Below are 20,680 nucleotides of genomic sequence, written 5' to 3' on the forward strand. Positions count from 1 at the left end.
TGAATCTATAGTTCATATTTCTTTTAATTTGTATAGGTCCATTCACTTAAATTCTGAATTACAGGTGCCCCATGTCCATGAGGATGAATTCTTTGGGTACCAAGATTTAAGCCGTCACGTACAAAATATGTATGATCAATATTGACTAACCAGATATAAGGGAAGTCAGCATTTGCTCCAGTAGTGCCATCATACTGGGCTTTTTTACCGAATTCAATCGCCTCATCTTCTGAAGTAGCTGCAATCATTGCCTCCAAATACCCGTCAACAGTGGGATTGGAATACATAGCGGAATTGCTTAAATTAACCATATCCACTCCCGAGAAGGAAGAATGAAAAGCATTGTATACATCAATGAAGCTATAATCGCCTGTACCAATGCAGGTCGGCACATTTCTGGCAATCTGCTTACAGGTTGTCCAGTCAAGAGCTTCGGCAATTATATTGATGCCAAGAATCTTAGCGTTTTCACTGAAGGCAACAGCCAAATTATAGCGTTGCAAATCATCTGTTCGACCTGAGATACGGAATTCACACTTGATACCGTTCTTTTCACGAATACCGTCTCCATCTGTATCCACCCACCCAGCCTCTTCCAGCAGGGCTTTTGCTTCTACGACCCGTCCATCAGTAAGCAGAGGTTCTTCATTCGCCCAAGGTAATCCTTCAAATCGTACCCAGCTTGCTGTGCCCACGCCGTTAAGAGCGTTATCGATGATTTCCTGACGGCTAATACCAATATTTAGAGCCTTTCTCACAACGGGATCGGAGGTAATGTTATTACCAACAGTCTCTCCAGCTGCATTTGTTGTCTCGGGTATACATGGCAAATTAAATCCTCGGTTATCAGCAGTTTTAATGGTTTCGATATGCATACCTTCAACGGTTTCCTTGGCGTATTCAGGATTTACCATCACCAAATCTAACTGGCCGGACTTTGCAGCAGCAAGAGCCGTTTCCTCATCAATATTTAAGAAGGTGATTTGCTTAAATTGTGATTTTGTTCCATAGTAGTATTCATTTGGCTCTACAATGAGCTGTTGACCCACATCAAGTTGCTTTACTTTAAAGGGGCCGGTTCCAATTGGGTTAGACGCATAGGAATCATTATAGGCATGTTCTGGCACTATACCCAGTAAAGCTACGGTGCGGGTAAATGGAGAGTATGCTCTGTTTAGCGTAAACTGTATTTTATTACTATCAATAACTTCGACGTTCTCAAGCATTGTTAAGTCCACGCTGGAACCACTGTTTTTGGCAGTTTTAAAAGTAAATACCACATCTTCTGGTTTCAGCTTCTGACCGTCGGAAAATTTGACATCTTCCCTCAGAGTAAAAGTATAAATCAGACCATCCTCACTGACTTGATACTCCGTAGCTAAGTCACATTCTGTCTTCACATTAGTGGTGATTTTCAAAAGTGAGGTATGAAACAGGCCATACCCATAGGTACCGTAACCAGTGCAAGGATTAAAATTACCTTCATAGAAACCACCGCCGACAGAAACTGTAAGAGCATCCTTTAATTTGGAAGAGGAATTTACTGATGGTTGTGTAAGTGGTTCCTCTATTTTAGTCTTGTTCGATTTACAACCCACTAATAGGATGGTGGTTAATATGGCTAAAAGCATTCGCATGATTCGTTTCTTTTGCATAACTATAACCTCCTTGTTTTGTTTTTCAATTGATTTGTATACATATTTTAGACAAATTTCATCGTACATTACATAAACGCACATTACAAGCCCTATGGGGGGATAATGCGATCCAAAGTATGTAAAAGCGCGTACTTTAGAGGCTATATATTCTTGAATCGTCTTGACGATTGTTATGTTTTTTTTATGTATTTAAAAGTTTTTTTATTGACTAATCAATAAAAAACAGTATAATTATAATAAAAATACAAAGAAGTATTTGGTTATGACTACTTCTTGTATAAGCTCATTAATATGGTTTGAGCGTTTTGACCAGGCAACCTTAAATTGCCCCAGGCTACATGAGTAACAAATCCGAACTGCCGTTTTACAGAAGCGACTGGTTCTGGATTGTGTCTCTTAGCCTGGGGCTTTTCTTATATCCAGGTTTAATCCTGACTATACAATGAGGATAGGTGAATAAGAAAATCAATTGCAATGATTGAACTGAGTGTGCCAATGCATGCAGATGGGAGCTAAGGCTGAAAGAAAATATAAAATAATGGAAGGAAGCCACGCAAAGATTCTTTCAACCTATTTATATGTGGCAGTACCGGAAGAAAAGTTTGCGGTATACAATGGGCGTAAATATGAAGAAAACAATTCGCTTCTTTCTAAATGGGAATTTAAAAGAGATACAGGTAAAGGCAGAAACCACCGTATTGGAACTTCTTCGGAACAACCTAGAATTAAGAGGAATAAAGGAAGGCTGTGGCGAAGGTGATTGTGGTGCCTGTACCGTTGTAATTGGTGAAGTCAGACAAGGTAAGGTGCATTACAAGTCAGCTGCCGGCTGTCTTTATCTGGCAGCTAAATTAGAAGGTAAACACTTAATAACCATCGAGGGATTATCAGAGAAGGGGAAACTTCATCCCATACAAGAGGCAATACTAGGTGCCCATGCAACCCAATGCGGATTCTGCACACCGGGGGTAAGCCTGTCCATTCTGGCATTATATCTGGAAAGAGAAAGTCCAACCAGAGAAGAATTTCGCAGATATTTAGAAGGAAATCTTTGCCGCTGTACCGGATATGTCTCGCTTCGGGAAGTACCAGAATATCTAAAGGATTTATCGGTCTGTTCTAAGGACATCAGACCTGGTTATTTAACTGAAACAGAGGAAAAACAGCTTCATTTTGTCCAAGAGGATATCTTTGTAGATGACGGTATCTATGCCTATTATTCACCGGTTTCAGAAGATAACCTATTGGAGTTTTTACATAGCCATACAGAATTAACAGAAGGAAATAACTTTCGTTATATAAACGGTGGCAGCGATGTAGTGGTAGGTATTAAGAAAAGGAAGCAGCACCATAGATTACTCATAGACTTAAGCAAAATATCATCTTTGCAGGATATTATTTATAATAGCAGTATGAAGGATGTACCGGAAAATATTCTAGTAACAAATGTATTAACAATGGGAGGAAGTGTATCACTATCCAGAATCATAGATTTCACAAAAAAAATATTTCCTGTATTTTCTGAAGCGGTAGAAAAAATGTGTTCTGAGCAGGTACGTTCCTCTGCTACGTTAGCGGGGAATATAGTCAATGCCTCTCCTGTTGCAGATACGGTTCCTCTGCTCATGGCGGTGGATGCCAAACTCACCTTAGGCGGACCTGGAGGAGAGAGAAGGATTCCGGTAATAGATTTCTTTCATGGATATAAAAAGACTAAGAATAAAACGGAAGAATGGATTTCTTCTATCTCCATTCCTTTGAATGAATATGACTTCATACATTTTGAAAAAGTAAGCAAAAGAAAAGAAGTGGACATTTCGGCAGTTAATTCAGCCATTGCCTTAAAAGTGGAACAGGGGACAATTACAAAAGCCCGTATCGCCTGTGGAGGGGTTGGTGCAACGACTCTCTATATGCCAAAAACTTCTAAATTCCTGGAAGGTAAAGAAATGAAGGAAGAGACTTTTTTAAAAGCTTTTAAGGTTATAGTCACAGAAGCAGCTCCTATTGGGGATGTAAGAGGAAGTGCAGAATACCGAAAGGCAATGATGCAGAATTTGTTAATGAAGCATTATCTGGCTTATAAAACCAGGCAGGAGGTAGATGGATATGAAGCATGAACGGACAGATAGCAGCAGCTCACAGTGGGGGCAAGTAGGCACTTCACCGTTACATATAAGCGGACGTAGCCATGTAATGGGACGTTCTGAGTTTATTGATGACATTCCCAAACCCCGTAACCTATTGTATGTAAAAATATTGACAAGTCCCCTTGCCCATGGAAAGATAAGTAAGCTAAACGTGGAGAAAGCCAGAGAAATGCCGGGCGTTATGGCGGTTCTTACGGCAAAGGATATACCAGGAGAGAATCAGATTGGAGGAATTATAAAGGATGAGGTCTGTTTAGCGCAGGAACAGGTACATTTTGTAGGAGAACCGGTAGCTATTGTAGCAGCTGAAACCATAGAGGAGGCGGAAGCTGCATTGGAGCTTATCGAATTACAGCTGGAAGAAGAGATACCGGTATTAACGATAAAAGATGCCATAGCTAAGAATCAGTATGTGGGACCGGTAAGAAAAAAATTGAAAAAGGGGATGTGGAAGCAGTTTTTGCAGACTGCCCAAACTATCTGGAAGGAGTAATCTGTAACGACGGACAGGAACACTTTTATCTGGAGACTCAAAGTGCACTGGCTGTACCTGAGGATACGGGTGGCTTAACTATATATTCCTCTTCTCAGAATCCCAATGAGATACAACGGATGACTGCTACTGTACTGGGTTTACCGCAACACCAGATTACTGTAGATATTAAAAGACTTGGAGGCGGTTTTGGCGGGAAGGAATCACAGGCAACTGTTTGGGCATGTTTAGCGGCACTTGCAGCTTTCCATACAGGACGACCGGCAAAGCTTTGTCTAGCCAGGGAGGAAGATATGCTGTGTACGGGCAAGCGTCATGCCTTTGAAAGTAATTACCGCGTAGCCTTTGACAAAAAGGGGAAGATACTTGCTTATTCAGTGGAACTTAATTCCAACTGTGGTGCTGTTGCTGATGTGAGTACTTCTGTACTTGAGAGGGCTATGCTGCATGCTGAGAATAGTTATCAGATTGAGAATATCCGCATTATCGGCAGACCCTGTAAGACCAATCTTCATCCGGCTACAGCTTTTCGAGGTTTTGGAGGCCCCCAGGGAATCTTTGCTATCGAGAGTGTTCTACAAAGAATCGCTTTTACCTTAGGTCTTGACCCTTATGATGTAAGAGTGAAAAATAGATACAGACAGGGAGATATTGCTCCGTATGGAGAAGAAATTATCCATGCGGAGCACATGGATAAGGTTTTTGATAAGTTAAGAAAAGATAGTTTATGGGATGAACGGAGGAAGAATACCATAACTTTTAATGCTGAGAATAAGTATTATAAAAAAGGTCTTTCAATTACGCCTGTTAAATTCGGGATATCTTTTACGGCAGCGCATCTAAATCAGGGAAGTGCTCTTATACATGTTTACTTTGACGGTTCCATCTCTGTAACCCATGGAGCCATTGAAATGGGGCAGGAGGTGAACACCAAGATTGGTCAGATAGCAGCCACTAATTTTGGTGTACCTTTATCGTATGTGCGTATTGAAAGTAATAATACGAAAAGAGTTGCTAATACTTCCCCTACGGCAGCTTCCTCCGGCTGTGATCTAAACGGCTATGCAGTGGAGGCAGCTTCCTTAGAGATAATGAAGCGATTAAGAGAATTAGTATTAAAACTTTTTAGTGAGGCAGAAGTAGTATTTGAGAATGGATTTGTTTATCCTGTAACAGCAGACGGGGCGACCTATGAAAATCCTCTTATATCTTTTATAGAACTGGTGAAAAAAGCTTACTATGAACGAATTAATCTGTCAGCCCATGGTTTTTATGCCACACCGGGAATCCATTTTGACAGGGATAAAGGACAGGGGCATCCTTTCTTATATTATGTATTCGGTGCAGCAGTCAGCGAGGTAACAGTGGATTTACTAACAGGACACACTACCCTTGATTATGCCCATATTATACATGATTGTGGCAGTAGTATAAATCCAAGAGTAGATGTGGGGCAGATTCAAGGAGGTTTTGCCCAAGGAATTGGTTGGGTTACCACAGAGGAATTGGTGTACAATGAGAAAGGAAAACTTCTTAGCAGTTCCCCTGCTACCTATAAAATCCCAACCATAGGAGATATGCCGGAGGAATTTCATATTGAGCTGCTAGAGGGAAGTATCAATGAACAGGGAATTAAACGCTCTAAAGCAATCGGAGAGCCCCCCTTTGTATATGGAGAATCTGTATTTTTTGCCATTGTGGATGCGCTCTGTTCCATGGGGAGATATCCGGAAGAATTAAGCATACCGGCAACTCCGGAAAAAGTATGGCGTGAAATAAGGAGGAATATTGATAATGGAAGAAAAGAGTAAAGTACGTTTAACAACCATGTCTACCAAAGCCGGTTGTGCAGCCAAATTCGGTCCTGGTAATCTGGCTAAAGTTATGGCACATATGAATAGGCAGGAAAGAAAGGATGATCCGAACTTGATTGTAGGGTTTGGTACTTGTGATGATGCAGGCGTTTATAAGATAGCACCGGATTATGCCCTAATTCAGACAGTGGATTTCTTTACACCAATTGTAGATGATCCGTACACCTTTGGAGCCATTGCGGCTACCAATGCATTAAGTGATGTTTATGCCATGGGAGGAACGCCTCTGACCGCTCTAAATATCTGTTGTTTTTCCACAGGATTGGATCCTGAGGTGTATGCAGAGATTCTTCAGGGAGGACTGGATAAGGTAACAGAGGCGGGGGCAGTGGTTCTTGGCGGCCATACAGTTACCGATAATGAAGTGAAGTTTGGCGTTTCCGTAACCGGTCGTGTGCATCCGGATAAGGTGCTCACGAATGGTGGTGCAAAACCGGGTGATGTTCTTATCTTAACAAAGCCCATCGGGACAGGAGTGCTTAGTACTGCCTTTAAGAATGAAATGATTTGTGAGGAAGATATGAAGGAAGCAATTACTTCCATGAGTACCTTAAATAAGACAGCTTCTGAAGCTGCCCAAAAAATCGGTGTCAATGCATGTACGGATGTGACTGGTTTTGGACTATCCGGTCACTCCTATGAAGTAGCAGCAGCCAGCAATGTAAATATAAGAATTAATATTTCAAAAGTGCCTGTAATGGAAGGCGTTCTTAATTTAATTGAGAAGGAGTGCATACCGGGAGGCGGATATGCCAATAGAAGTCATTATGAAAAGTGGATTGAATTTGAAGGAGATATTTCGGATATAAAGAAGGCTCTGGTTTTCGATCCGCAGACCTCAGGAGGACTGTTGCTCTTTGTACCTAAGGAAAAAGCACTTGACCTTGTAAGAGAGCTTAAGGAGAGAGGAACTTTGAGAAGTCAGGTAATTGGAGAAGTAATGTCAAAAACTGAAGGAGAGAAATTCATTACCTATTATGAAGGAGAATAAAGAATAGGCAGTACTTATTATTTCCACTGCGTATAAACCTAGCAGTATGCAAAATAGTTTAAAAAATTATTTATCCGGAAAGGTTCTTATGAGTGAAATTATTATAATCAATAGCGAATGTATGGGAAAAGGAAATGAGGAGCTTGGCAAGACACTAATAGGTGCATTTTTAAGAAAACTCTGGGCGCAGGAGAAGAAGCTGAGTAATATTATACTGTATAATTCAGCAGTAAAGCTTATAGCGGACGGCTCTGTAGTATTAGATGCCATGGATGGGCTGTTCAGTGCAGGAGTAGATATATTAGCCTGTGGAACCTGTGTAGAATTTTATCAGTTAAAAAACAGCATAAAAACTGGGCGTATCAGCAGCATAGATGAAATTTGTGCTTTGATAATGCATGCCGATAAGGTTATAACAATATAACGACTTAACAAACCCAGCAACGAACATTTTGTAAGAAAAATAAACAACAGCTTAAGAAACAGAAAGAGGGATTGTTATGCAACTCACAGAAGCACTTAATCTGGTGCCGGATGGCAAAGGGACAATGATTAGTTTTGTGGGAGGTGGTGGTAAAACATCCTCTCTTTTTGCACTTGCCTATGAACTGGCAGGAGCAGGGAAGAAGGTATTAGTAACTACTACGACTGCAATGTATAACCCGGTGGGAGCATGTCACCCAAATATTACCATACTAGGAGAGTATATAACCACAGAAGGAAAGCTAAAAGGCATTACGAAAGAAAGGACAGATGAGATTTATAAGTTGAACAGCTATGATTATATCCTCGCAGAAGCGGATGGATCCAGAGGCAGGCCCATAAAAGCACCGGCAGAACATGAGCCCGTAATACCAAGAAATACTGGCATTTTAATTGGTGTAATAGGAATGGATGCTTTTGGGAAAGAACTATCGGCGGCTTATGTCCACCGACCCGAAATTCTAAGCGAGTTGACCGGAGCAGGTCTTTGGGATAGGGTCAATGAAGAGGTGATAGTAAAGCTTGTATCACATCCATTGGGACTTTTTAAGGCGTGTCCATTAGGAGCTGATAAAATACTTCTTCTTAACAAAATTCTTGAGGATGGGACAAAAGATGCGGCCAGAAAGATAGGGTATAAGGTACTTGAGGCCTGTTATAGTATTGATAGGGTCATATTGGGAGCTGTTCAGGAAGAAGAACCTGTAAAAGAAATAGTACTGAGGTGAGATGATGATTGCGGTTATATTAGCAGCCGGTTTATCTAAACGGTTTGGTGGTAAAAAGCTTTTGAAAGAAATACAGGGAAAAGCGATGGTACTCCATGTGACAGACCTTGTAGGTAATATGGACTTTGAACAGAGGATTTTGGTTTATTCCGATGAAGCAGTGTTAAATAAAGTAAAGGATAGTTGCGGATGTGCTTATGACTATCAATTTTTCTATAATAGGCAGGCAGAGAAGGGATTAAGTACATCTATAAGACTTGCCTTGGAAACTCTAGCAGGCGATAACAAAGACACCGGCATTATCTTCTTTGTTGCGGATCAGCCTTTTGTAGATGAAACTACGGTAAAAGTTCTATGTGAAGCTTATAATGAGGGAAAGGGCTCGATAATCGTTCCTTTGTATGGTCAAAATAGAGGAAACCCGGTGGTCTTTTCAAATAAATGGATAGAACAGCTTAAAAATCTGGAAGGTGATGTAGGCGGACGTATTATCATAAGAGAGAATCCGAAAGAGGTATGGGAGGTTCCTCTTGTTGATGATAGAATAGGCAGAGATATTGATACGATAGAAGACTACCACGCCCTATTTAGGTAAATGCGAAACAGCTATGTGATTTAGACGAAAGGATATAAAACGGGAATGAAGATACAGAATAACCTTGTCGTGGTAAGAGGGGGAGGAGATCTGGCAACAGGAGTTGCTTATCGGTTAATTCGATGTGGTTTTAAGGTAATAATACTGGAGATAGAAAAGCCAACGGTTATACGTAGAACCGTAGCTTTTGCGGAAGCAGTATATCATGGCGTGGCTGTAGTGGAAGGTATACAGGCAATAAGAGTTCAGAATGCAGAAGAAGCCATACATTGCGTAACAAAAAATATGGTTCCGGTGGTAGTGGACCCTGCCGGGGACACGCTTCCTGTATTTAAACCTGATGTTCTGGTGGATGCGATTCTTGGGAAAAGAAATCTGGGTACCCGTCTTAATATGGCACCTATAGTAGTGGGGTTGGGGCCGGGCTTTTGTGCGGGAGAGGATGTACATGCAGTAATTGAGACCAACAGAGGGCATAATCTGGGTCGTGTTTTTCTTGAAGGGACAGCGGAGCCTGATACAGGTGTTCCGGGCGTAATCGGAGGCTTTGATTACCAAAGAATATTAAGAGCCCCTAAAGACGGAGTGATTCGAACCGTGAAGGAAATCTGTACAACAGTACAGTGCGGAGAAGTTATTGCCTATGTAGAGGATTTACCCATTGTCTCCCACCTTGAAGGGGTACTTCGTGGACTTATAACCGATGGATTGTGGGTAAAGAAAAACCTCAAAGTAGGAGATGTGGATCCCAGATGTAAAATCGAATATTGTTATTCCATATCGGATAAAGCACGTGCCATTGGAGGTGGTGTGCTTGAAGCAATTCTGTATTTATTAAAGAAAGAAGGGACCGGCTGATATGAAATTCGTACACATAAACGGACAGGATTACTCATGGGAAATTGATATGTTCTTAATGGATTTTCTTAGGGAAGAACTGAATATTACATCAGTAAAGAATGGCTGTAAGGAGGGAGCCTGTGGCACCTGTACTGTTATCATAGATGGTAAAATGGCCCGTGCCTGTATTCAGAAGTTATCCAGACTTGAAGGTAAGAAGATTTTGACAATCGAGGGGTTTACAGAACGGGAAAGAGCGGTATTTACTTATGCATTTGCTGTCTCAGGGGCGGTACAGTGCGGGTTTTGCATTCCTGGTATGGTAATCAGCGGGAAATGTCTGATAGACCAAAACCCAAGCCCTACCAGAGAGGATGTAAAGCAGTCTATCCGAACAAATATATGCAGATGTACCGGTTATAAGAAAATAGAAGACGGTATACTTCTGGCAGCAAAAATGTTCTTAGATTATTCTGAAATACCAGACATAATTCAGACAGGCAAGGTAGGGGAGCGAACCTGTCGTGTGGATGCTGTACCCAAAACACTTGGGACTGCTAAATACACGGATGACTATAGATTTGAAGGTATGCTCTACGGTAAGAATGTATTCAGTAAATATGCCAGAGCGAAGATAGTAAAGATTGATATAGAAAAAGCACTATCCTTGCCGGGGATAGTTGCGGTGTATACTGCCAAGGACATTCCAGGAAAGCGTTATATCGGACATTTGGCACAGGACTGGCCGGGAATGATTGACATAGGGGAGGAAACCAAATGCTGCGGAGATACGTTAGCAATGGTAGTGGCAAATACAAAAGAGCAGGCCATAGCAGCTGTAAAGGCAGTTGAAGTAGAATATGAAGAACTTACCCCCATTTGCTCTCCGGAAGAAGCAGCAAAACCAGATGCACCGCAGATTCATGGAGAAGGGTTTATGCAGTTTGGTAAATTTATTATTCCGGAACATAATTTGCTTGACCATGAAGAAGTGAAAAGAGGTGATGCAAAAACTGCACTTGAGAACGCCAAGTATATAGCCGAGGGAACATTTTCCCTGCCGCCTACAGAACACGCCTTCATGGAGCCGGAAACAGCTGTGGGAGTCCCTGATGGAGACGGCATATTGGTGATAACAGGAGGACAAGGAATTTACGACGAATATCATGAAATCAGTAATTATCTGGGACTTCCCATGGAAAAGGTAAGGATTCAGAGTGCCGTGGTAGGTGGTGGTTTTGGCGGGAAAGAGGATATGAGTGTCCAACATCAGGCAGCTTTGTGTGCCTATCTGACAAAACGCCCTGTTAAGGTATTCTTTAGCAGACAGGAAAGCATTCATTACCATCCCAAAAGACATGCCATGGAAATTTACTGTAAAATCGGCTGTGATGAAAATGGAATCTTACAAGGTATGATGGCAAGGCTTATTTCGGATACGGGAGCATACGCTTCCCTTGGAGGTCCCGTACTGCAAAGAGCCTGTACCCATATCGGAGGACCTTACAACTACCAGAACATTGATGTGGAGGGGAATGCTTATTACACCAATAATCCTCCCGGCGGGGCATTCAGAGGTTTTGGCGTAACGCAATCCTGTGCCGTCGTAGAATGCCTTATGAACCAACTGGCAGAACAGGCAGGAATATCCGGCTGGGAGATACGCTACCGTAATGGGATTAAACCCGGTCAGTGCCTGCCAAATGGTCAGATTGCAGATAACGGCACTGCTATGATGGAGACTCTCAATGCGGTAAAAGAGGAATTTGAGTATTATGAAGCGCATCCAGATTATTATGTGGGGATAGCTTCGGCAATGAAAAATGCCGGAGTTGGGGTAGGAGTTCCAGATATCGGTCGCTGTAACTTAAAGATAATAGATGGAAAAGTTCATACCAGATCCTCCGCCGGTGCTATTGGGCAAGGAGTTCAGACTGTTTTTATGCAGATGGTATGTGAATGTAGTGGACTGACACCTGAAGATATCGTAGTGGAACACCCAGATACCAGATATACCCCGGATTCCGGTACCACAACTGCTTCTCGTCAGACCGTATTTGCCGGTGAAGCTGCCAGAAGAGCTGCTCTTAAGTTGAAGATGGATTTGGATAAGGGATATACACTTACTAATTTGGAAGGAAAAGAGTATATAGGAGAGTTTGAATTCAAGACAGATCCCATCGGTTCTGCGAAAACCAACCCGGTCAGCCACGTTGCTTATGGTTATGCCACACAGTTATTTATCCTTGATAAGGAAGGAAAGGTAGTAAAGGTAGTAGCAGCTCATGATGTAGGGAGAGTCATAAATCCCTTGGCCGCAGAGGGCCAGGTAGAAGGTGGAGTTGCCATGGGACTAGGATATGCTTTAACGGAGAATTTTCCGCTAAAAGACGGCATACCGCAGGTAAAGCTTGGAACACTGGGGCTTTTTAAGGCCAATCAAGTACCTCCCATAGAGGTACATTTACTTGAGAAAAATAACCCAGATATTGCGTTTGGTGCCAAAGGTGTAGGAGAAATCGTCTGTGTAATGGGAGCACCTGCCTGTCAGAACGCCTATTATAAGAAAGATGGTGTTTTTCGGTATAAATATCCTTTAGAAAATACGTATTATCGTAAATCCAAAGCCTGATACTAGTAAGTAACAGCAAAGTAAAGCGAAAACACGGAAGCAATAGTCTATCTGCTTCCGTGCAATTAAAACTACAATAACTCTTATTAGAAGTACACAATGTTTCAATATTCGTACATAAGTAATCAATTTATATTTTTAATTCATTCCATTTTTGTTCCATAACAGGCGGAACATATTCTTTCATCATATTCACAAGTTCTGCCGGATTGGAGGATACAAGCAAAAGTTTTAGATTGGATTCCTTCATAAACCCTTCTTTTATGGTGTTATGAAGCAGAGAAATAACAGGGTCGTAAAAGCCTTTTATATTAAGGAGCCCGATGGGCTTTTTATGAATTCCAAGCTGTGCCCAGGATAGTATTTCAAAAAGTTCTTCAAAGGTTCCGATTCCTCCCGGCAGTGCAATAAAACCATCTGACAAATCAGCCATTTTCTTTTTTCTTTCATGCATATCTTCTACATAAATCAGATGAGTAAGCTGTGTATTTACAACATTTTCAGGAAATAGGTTTTTTGGCATTACACCGGTTACCTTACCGTTCTTTTTTAGTACTTGATTGGAAAGCTCACCCATTAATCCAAGTCGGGAACCACCATAGACTAAGTCTATATTATTCTGTACAAGAACGTTACCTAATTGAAGTACGCTTTCTCTATATTCGACTCTGCTGCCTGGGTTAGAGCCTAAATAAACACATATATTTTTCATACACAAAACTCCTTATAGATTAACTTATAGTATTACTTGTTGCATACTGCTTCATTATAATGTATAAATAGGTATAAGTAAAATAATAAATTTTGTTAGGAGGTATATTAAAATATTATATGTATGTTAATTTAGATCTTTATAAGATTTTTTATATTACTGCAAAATCAGGAAGTATATCAAAAGCAGCTAAGGAACTGTTTACCTCCCAGCCTGCCATCAGCCAGTCAATCAAACAATTAGAAGAAAAGCTTGGCGGGCAGTTGTTTTACAGAACCCCGAAAGGTGTATCACTAACCGTAGAAGGGGAATATTTATTCCGTCACGTAGAACCAGGATATGGCTTGATGGAGACCGCAGAACGCAAATTTATGGAACTAAAGCAGATGAGCACCGGACAGCTAAGAATCTCCGTATGCAGTGCAATATGTAAATATGATTTATTGGAGTCTATAGGACAATATAACCAACGTTATCCGAATATTCAGGTTCATATAAAGGATGAATCAAGTAAGGTAATAGCAAGACAATTGGACTTAGGTGAAATTGATATAGGCGTATTGAATTTGAATGGAATAGATGAGAATAAATTTGATGTAATAAAGATATTTCAAATGCAGGATTGCTTTGTTGCAGGAGAAAGATATAAAAGTTTGAGTGAAACAGATCTGACTCTTCAAATACTTGCAGAAGAATACCCAATTATCATGCTTCAAAAGGGTGGCAATACAAGAGCCTTTCTTGACCAGTATTTTAAAACCCATGGCATTGATTTAGTACCGCAAATAGAGTTGAGTAATATGGATTTAATAGTTGAATTTGCCATAAAGGGATTAGGTATTGCCTGTGTTATAAAAGATTATGTTCAAAGAGAATTGCATAGAGGGCTATTATACGAGTTAATGGTTAAAGAGCGAATACCACCAAGAAGTCTAGGAATGGTCACAAAGAAGGGGATACCGCTTTCTACAGCAGCCCAGAAATATGTAGATATGCAAGTGTAAACTCATTAGGATGTCGCTTATTATAGGGCTTATTGTTCATATCATCTCATGGAAGGCAGTATTACAATAATGGTTAGGGATTTTAATATCCAACCCTAGACCTATGTTTTGTAATCGAAAAAGTCATATCATAAAGTAGTGAAAGGAGTATTAGGATGAGTTTCAGACAAACACTGTTGTCCCAGAATAATGGGAAAGGGACCCCAAAGCAGGTATATGAGCTTTTAGCAGAGAAGCAATATTACCTTGCATACTCCATGGCGAAAAGCCTCGAAATACAACAACCTTCGACTCCGTTATACATGAATATCGCCTTGTGTTTAACTCGTATCGGGGAAGAAAAAGAAGCAATTGTTTACCTGCAAAAGGCCTTTCAGTTAAATCATGGGGTTCCGGATACATCAAATAATCAATTTTCCTTGCGGGATTTACAATTTCTAAGAGCAGAAGATGAAGATGAAGCCTATTTAAAACCTCTGAATCCCGAGGTGGAGTATCCTTTGACGCTGCTTGATTTTAGAATTGAACTTTTACTTTTACACCTGTATATGTGCAGTAAAAATATAGATGCAATGAAACGTATTATCAGTAAATACAGGCGGTTTCAGTTGGGAAGTATTGATAAGGCAATTCAGTATATAGAGAGGATACAAGAGAATGAATGATACACAAATGTTAATTCTTCATTTACAACAGTATTATGAAGCCAAGAAACAAACAGATGAAAACAGTCTTGCTTTTTATCAGCAAATTAAGGATAAAGATGCTATCGATGAATATAACAAAGGGTGTAGTCTGCTGCATATAGCGGCAGGCAATGGAGATATAAAAGCCGTTAAATATTTACTGGAACAGGGTGCAAAGGCGGCGGTTTTTGATTCTTATGGGGGAACACCTCTGCACTACCTGGCAGAAGAAAACCGTATACTTGTGTGTACAGAGGAAACAATAGAGGAGATTGCGAAGCTGCTGTTAGAGGCACGGGTCAGTACGTTTCGAAAAAATGACCAGGGTCATTGTGCGTATCATATTGCTGCAAAACATGCCAATGTTACCTTGATTAAAGTTTTAATTAAACATAATGTAAAAATGACTTTGACCAATCAAGCTGGAAACACAGCACTACATATTCTGGCAGAAGAGGCCGGAAGAAATCAAAATGCTTTCCAGTATACCCGAGATGAGGAATCAAGGAATAAGCTAAAAGAAAAAGAAAATAAATATTTTGAAGCTGCAAAGTTATTGGTAGAGTATGGATTAGATATCGATGCATTAAACGGTGAACACAAGAAAGCTTATGAAATTGCTGCGGGGTACAGTTGTGGGAGAATAGCTATAGTGCTGCGAGGTGAGTATGATGAGTGTGATGAAGAATTACAATTGAAAATTGCCAGCAAAGGTAAATTTCTTCACCAGGCAATTAAGGATGGGGATATAGAAGCAGTAAAAGCTTTAATCGAACTGGGGGCAGATGTGAACGAAGTGTATCAAGAACCTCCTTTTTCTTTTCAGACGCCTCTGGCAGTGGCCTGTATGCAAATGCAATGTGAGTGTGTGGAGCTTTTGCTTAAGGCAAAAGCAGATCCAAATTTCAGAACGGGTGAAGAAGAACGGTCCGCCTTATATTGGATGATAAAGTATTGTCATTATAATGATAATTATTACAAAGAAAAGCGGTTGGACCGCGTGCTGAAAGCATTGATAGATGCAGGTTTGGAATTAAATGCACCTGTTGACAGGAATCAGAATACAGCCATAGGCTGTGCCTATAGCCCCAGTGTCGGTGTTACCAGAGATTTCAGTTATGGAAGTTTTAGTGAATTGTTTGTAAATACATATCTCTCACTTGGAGCAGACGGTACTATAAAAAATAATCAAGGCAAAACACCCCTTATGGAATTTGTTGAAAATTCCTATTATGCCCGTGAGAATGCCTTGTTGGGTCTTCTAGAACATGGTGTGGATGTTTCTGTAAAAGATAACCGTTCAGAGACTGTTTTAATGAAGGCTGCAAGAAATAGAAATCATGTGGTAATGGTTCAACTGGTTGAATTGATGAGCAATTTTGGGAATTTAGATATTCAGGCGGTGAATGAGGAAGGCAAGAGTGCCCTTGATATTGCCGCAGAAAGTAACAATGAAGAGCTTCTTAAGTGGATGTTAGAAAAGATATAAGGTTAAGAAAAAATAGTCAAGTATAGAAAGGATGCCGCATAGTGATTCTTTTATCCTGTTTTAGTTGTGGCAGTATCACATGGACTGTGATATAAATGGGTATCAGTATGGATAATAATATATTTATAACAGCGTGTAAAAATGGACAAAAAGGTGTTGTTCTGGCACTTCTGAAAAAGGGAGGCTTTGATGTAAATAAACGTGATTCTTTGGGAAATACTGCCCTATATTATGCTTCCGGAAAAGGTGCCAAAGATATTGTAAAAGCTATCTTGGAGGCAGGAGCAGATGCAAGTCTTGCAAATAATAACAGCAATACACCGCTGCATATTGTCTCCCAAAGCGGTAATAAAGATATTATAAAAGCATTGCTGGAGGCGGGTGCAGATATTAATGCAACGGATAACCAGGGAAAAACTCCGCTTATTTATACAGTAATTGCAGGAAGAACAGAAACAGCAAAAACTTTACTAAAAGCAGGAGCGGATAAAACCTTAAAAGACAATCAGGGATTATCAGCCATTGATTATGCCACTTCTGCAGGACTGAGAGACCTTATTGAGTTACTGCAATATAGTGGTCAGAATAAAGATGCAAAAGGAAATACCCCTCTTCATCAAGCTTGTTTCAATGGACAAAGTGAAGTGGTACAAGTTCTGTTGAAACATCCGGATGTTATGATTGATGCGTTGAATGATGCAGGTGATTCACCATTAAATATTGCATGCCGTATAAAAAGTGTTGTCATAGTAGAAGAGCTGTTAAAACACAAGGCGGATACAAATCTTAAGCTGTTAAATGGGAATGCACCTTTGCATTTTCTTGCACATCAGGGAAATCAGGCAATAGGTAAGTTGCTGATAAAATATGGAGCAGATGTCAATATTAAGAATGAAAGCAGTGAAACACCATTAATTGTTGCCGCACTTTCAGGAAATAACGATTTTGTGAATTTATTAATCGAGCATGAAGCTGATGTAAAGGCTGTTGATAATACGGGACATAATGCACTTTACTATGCTAGTGAAGGCGGATATACAGAAATTGTGGAGTCCCTCCTCACTGCTGGTTCAGATATGTAATATAAAAATTGTAAGATGCGTCACAGGATTGAGCTTTTAAACAATACAGAATTCAATAAAATAAGTAAGAGACGAGAGATGACATAAGCTAAGTTATCGGCACTATTTAAGCAGTGCTTGATAACTTAGCTGTTTTAGTATACAAATTTATCTGGTTCCTTTTTAGTTAGAATTGTTTTTTATGAAACGTTTTTGAAAGTACATAATACCATGTTAGGTTTAAAAGGTTAAAATACTACAGGGATGTTAAATATCTACTATTGTTGTAAAATTATTCAAAAGGTATAATAGAACACATGATATACAGTAAAAAGTATACTATATGACGAAGTAATAATTAGGAAATACCATAAAGGATAAAAAAATATATAAAAAGTCATATTAAAAACCGAATTAATAGGATGGATTCGGAGAAAATTTGTACATGGTAAGAATGGATTGGAGGAAGAAAACCAGTGAGTCAGACTGGACAATATAGTTAATAATGGGACTAGCCATTATTATATAAATCAAAATCAAGGAGGGATTCAGTATGAAAAAGGCAAAAAAGGTTATATGTATCATGTTGACTATGCTTTATATTTTGTCCATGTGCCTGACAAGCTATGCAGCAACCGATGCGGAAACAACCTCTGCACCAAAGAATTATGCCTGTTATTATGTTGATAATAACGGCAGTGATAGTAACAACGGCAGTAAACAGGCTCCTTTTCAAACAATACAAAGGGCAAAGGAGGCGGTGCGAACACGAATCGGTGAAGGCAGACTGCCAGAAGGAGGCGCAAGGATATATCTTCGTGGGGGTATCTACTATATGTACGATTCGCTGGTCTTTGAACCTGAGGACTCCGGTTACGAAGAGGGAAAGATTATATACACAGCTTATCCGGGAGAGGAGGTAAGGATATCCGGAAGTAAACCCATTGAACAGAGTTGGTTCCGACCCATAACGGAGGAAGAGAAAACACCGATTATTGATCAGGAGGCTGCCAGTAGAGTAATGGTTGCTGATTTAAGAAACAATGGTATCACCGAGTATGGGGAACTGAATACCAGGGGGTATCATTATTTCAACAAAGGCCAGTATATGGCAGCGGAATTAATTGTCAATGGAGAAAATCAGACCCTTGCGCGCTATCCTAATGAGGGAACTATCCCGGTTAATAACAAGAATCTGCTGCCGGAGGAAATGTCCTTTAAGTATGAAAATGAAAGGCCGTCAAGTTGGGTAAATGCAACGGATGCGTGGATTTGCGGTACTTTATCGATTAATTATGAAAATAATTATTATCCAATTGATAATATTAATACGACAGAGAAAAAAATTAAGCTAAAGGAAGGAAAGATAAAGACCTATTATACAAACGGTTGGTATTTTGCAGAAAATCTTCTGGAAGAAATGGATCAGGTAGGAGAATATTACATAGACCGTGAAAATGGAAAGCTTTATTATCTACCGCCCGAAGATTTTAATACTAATAATTATACGATTGAACTATCTACCATAGGTAATCCTATATTCTATTTTAATGGTGCAAAAAATATTGCTGTAAAAAATATGACTATTGAAGGTGGAAGAGGGTATGCGGCCCTGGGAACAACAAAGGATTACAAGATAATGACATATGGGGAGTTTTTAAGAAAGAACAATATGACAAATCCGATTACCTTTGACCCTAACTCTACTCATTTTCTCAGACTGGCGGATCCTTTGAATTATCCTGAAGCCCAGGTATTTCCAGGCCATATCTGGGATGGTTTTCTGGATGACGGAGCGGGAGTCCAGGGGATAGAATTCAGAAATTGCCAGATACGTAATTTTGGTCAAGGGGGATTAATATTCAGAGGGACTAAGATTAAGTTAGAATATAATGAAATAAAAAACATCGGCGGAACAGGAATATTTATGTCCGGTGGCGATTATGAGACCCTGACATCAAGTGAGAATTCAATAATAAACAATACAATACACAGAGTCGGATACCAGCATAGAGCTTATAATCCCGCGCTTGCCATACAAGGAGTTGGATGCAGAGTGGCTTATAATGATGTTTATGACGGACCACATTGTATTATAAACTTTGGTGGAAATGACCATATCTTTGAATATAATAAGATTCATGACGCAGTAAAAGAGTGTTTGGATATGGATGCTATATATACCCGAAATGAAATCAGTCCTCAGCAAAGGGGATCTATGTTCAGAAACAATTATATCTATAATCTTGGTATCTATCCCGTAGGTGAATATATCAAACAATTTAACGTTTGCGGAATAAGGACGGATAATAATGGACATGCACTGCAAATTTACAATAATATCTTTGCTAATATTGGCTCCAATAAAGCCAATAATGTGGTGGCAGTCAGAGCCCAGGGAACCCGTAGTGTTATAAAAGCAAATTTATTCTTAGACTGTTCGGCTACCTACTGGGGTTTTGACAGTTATAAACCATCAATGACTTGGAATACTGAGGATGAAGAAACCAGAAGGAGACTGGAGCTTGTAAAAACCTATGCTGCTAATCCTGTCTATGCTGCTAAGTACCCGGAGCTTTTAACTTTTCATCAGGAATTTTATGCGGCAGTAGCAACAAATGTATTTGATGAGAATTTGACTGTGAATATTAAGTTTCCCCTAAGTACGATAAATGGAACCCCCCTTCCAAGCGGTGCAAGAGGAGCCACAGAACTAATACTCGGCACAAACAATATAGCTACGACAAATGATCCTGGGTTTAATGGGTACAGTAATGGAGACTATGAACTTCAGACAGGGCTTACTCTGCTGGATCAAATTCCAAATTACAAGAACCATAATATGAAAGAATTTGGCCCTAAGAGTTTTAATGCAAAGGTTTTGACAGAAGATTTGGCAGACTATGTCATTAATCTGGATACTAATACAGTATCAAAAGAGTTGTTAATGAAAAATCTGATGGAAGTAACGAATTATCTGAACAAAGAACAGTATAAGCTGGCATTGTTAAATATAAAATTATTTATGGCAAAAGTTTGGCTTCAAACCCCTTGGATTATCAACACAGAACAATCTGACGTTATATTTAATGATAGTCTTTCTATTTGTAAGACTATCTGGGAGGAAGCACAGAGGAAGGCAGAAAGTAAGAGTGATAACAGGATAGACCAGATATTTGACTTCCTTCATAGCTTTACAATAGAAACGGATAAAACAGAGAAGTATAATGCTTTATTGGATACGATGGATGATTTAATCGATAGTGTTCAGTAGCCTTAATAGG

Annotated in this window: 16 protein-coding genes and 1 riboswitch; of the genes, 14 read left to right on the forward strand and 2 right to left on the reverse strand. The window is 39.9% G+C overall.

Annotated elements, in window-relative coordinates; genetic code table 11:
* Window positions 1-23 precede the first annotated feature (23 nt).
* Entirely contained in the window at window positions 24-1,655 is a 1,632-nt protein-coding gene (locus acsn021_RS07065; RefSeq protein WP_243167840.1) for an ABC transporter substrate-binding protein, read from the reverse strand.
* Between the two features lie 256 nt (window positions 1,656-1,911).
* A riboswitch (purine riboswitch) is annotated at window positions 1,912-2,015 on the forward strand.
* 269 nt (window positions 2,016-2,284) lie between these two features.
* On the opposite strand from acsn021_RS07065, the gene acsn021_RS07070 reads away from it, so the two are divergent.
* The 9 genes from acsn021_RS07070 to xdh all read left to right on the forward strand — a co-directional run bounded on the left by acsn021_RS07070 (window position 2,285) and on the right by xdh (window position 12,444).
* Window positions 2,285-3,778, forward strand: a complete 1,494-nt coding sequence (locus acsn021_RS07070) for an FAD binding domain-containing protein (RefSeq protein WP_184092507.1) — start codon at window positions 2,285-2,287, stop codon at window positions 3,776-3,778.
* Window positions 3,768-4,301 (forward strand): xanthine dehydrogenase family protein molybdopterin-binding subunit, encoded by a 534-nt coding sequence (locus acsn021_RS07075; protein ID WP_184092508.1) that lies wholly within the window; start codon window positions 3,768-3,770, stop codon window positions 4,299-4,301. The genes acsn021_RS07070 and acsn021_RS07075 overlap by 11 nt, the downstream gene beginning before the upstream one ends.
* Window positions 4,256-6,112: a xanthine dehydrogenase molybdopterin binding subunit gene (locus tag acsn021_RS07080; protein ID WP_184092509.1), complete on the forward strand. Its 1,857-nt coding sequence runs from the start codon at window positions 4,256-4,258 to the stop codon at window positions 6,110-6,112. The genes acsn021_RS07075 and acsn021_RS07080 overlap by 46 nt, the downstream gene beginning before the upstream one ends.
* Window positions 6,096-7,166 (forward strand): selenide, water dikinase SelD, encoded by a 1,071-nt coding sequence (gene selD, locus acsn021_RS07085; protein ID WP_184092510.1) that lies wholly within the window; start codon window positions 6,096-6,098, stop codon window positions 7,164-7,166. Before acsn021_RS07080 ends, selD begins: the two co-directional genes overlap by 17 nt.
* A gap of 88 nt (window positions 7,167-7,254) precedes the next feature.
* Window positions 7,255-7,590 carry a sulfurtransferase-like selenium metabolism protein YedF gene (locus acsn021_RS07090; RefSeq protein ID WP_184092511.1) on the forward strand — a complete coding sequence of 112 codons (336 nt, stop codon included), beginning with the start codon at window positions 7,255-7,257 and terminating at the stop codon, window positions 7,588-7,590.
* A 76-nt stretch (window positions 7,591-7,666) separates the two neighbouring features.
* A complete protein-coding gene (gene yqeC / locus acsn021_RS07095; RefSeq protein WP_184092512.1) occupies window positions 7,667-8,377 on the forward strand; it encodes a selenium cofactor biosynthesis protein YqeC in 711 nt (236 codons plus the stop codon).
* Between the two features lie 4 nt (window positions 8,378-8,381).
* Window positions 8,382-8,972: a nucleotidyltransferase family protein gene (locus tag acsn021_RS07100; protein WP_184092513.1), complete on the forward strand. Its 591-nt coding sequence runs from the start codon at window positions 8,382-8,384 to the stop codon at window positions 8,970-8,972.
* A gap of 45 nt (window positions 8,973-9,017) precedes the next feature.
* A complete protein-coding gene (gene yqeB, locus acsn021_RS07105) occupies window positions 9,018-9,830 on the forward strand; it encodes a selenium-dependent molybdenum cofactor biosynthesis protein YqeB (protein ID WP_184092514.1) in 813 nt (270 codons plus the stop codon).
* Between the two features lies 1 nt (window position 9,831).
* Entirely contained in the window at window positions 9,832-12,444 is a 2,613-nt protein-coding gene (xdh, locus tag acsn021_RS07110; RefSeq protein WP_184092515.1) for a selenium-dependent xanthine dehydrogenase, read from the forward strand.
* 130 nt (window positions 12,445-12,574) lie between these two features.
* On the opposite strand, the gene acsn021_RS07115 is transcribed toward xdh, so the two are convergent.
* On the reverse strand, window positions 12,575-13,156 hold the full coding sequence (locus acsn021_RS07115) for an LOG family protein (RefSeq protein WP_184092516.1): 582 nt from the start codon (window positions 13,154-13,156) through the stop codon (window positions 12,575-12,577).
* 119 nt (window positions 13,157-13,275) lie between these two features.
* Here acsn021_RS07115 and acsn021_RS07120 point away from each other — a divergent pair, with 119 nt between their 5' ends.
* The 5 genes from acsn021_RS07120 to acsn021_RS07140 all read left to right on the forward strand — a co-directional run bounded on the left by acsn021_RS07120 (window position 13,276) and on the right by acsn021_RS07140 (window position 20,670).
* Window positions 13,276-14,160 (forward strand): LysR family transcriptional regulator, encoded by an 885-nt coding sequence (locus acsn021_RS07120; protein WP_184092517.1) that lies wholly within the window; start codon window positions 13,276-13,278, stop codon window positions 14,158-14,160.
* Window positions 14,161-14,315: 155 nt separating this feature from the next.
* The gene (locus acsn021_RS07125) at window positions 14,316-14,825 is read left to right on the forward strand and encodes a hypothetical protein (RefSeq protein ID WP_184092518.1); all 510 of its coding nucleotides are present in this window, start codon (window positions 14,316-14,318) and stop codon (window positions 14,823-14,825) included.
* Entirely contained in the window at window positions 14,818-16,335 is a 1,518-nt protein-coding gene (locus acsn021_RS07130; protein WP_184092519.1) for an ankyrin repeat domain-containing protein, read from the forward strand. The genes acsn021_RS07125 and acsn021_RS07130 overlap by 8 nt, the downstream gene beginning before the upstream one ends.
* Window positions 16,336-16,442: 107 nt before the next feature.
* A complete protein-coding gene (locus acsn021_RS07135; RefSeq protein ID WP_184092520.1) occupies window positions 16,443-17,417 on the forward strand; it encodes an ankyrin repeat domain-containing protein in 975 nt (324 codons plus the stop codon).
* Between the two features lie 532 nt (window positions 17,418-17,949).
* Complete coding sequence (locus acsn021_RS07140; protein ID WP_184092521.1) at window positions 17,950-20,670, forward strand: right-handed parallel beta-helix repeat-containing protein; 2,721 nt, start codon at window positions 17,950-17,952, stop codon at window positions 20,668-20,670.
* Window positions 20,671-20,680 lie beyond the last annotated feature (10 nt).

Source organism: Anaerocolumna cellulosilytica (genome assembly GCF_014218335.1).
GTDB classification, from domain to species: Bacteria; Bacillota; Clostridia; order Lachnospirales; family Lachnospiraceae; genus Anaerocolumna; species Anaerocolumna cellulosilytica.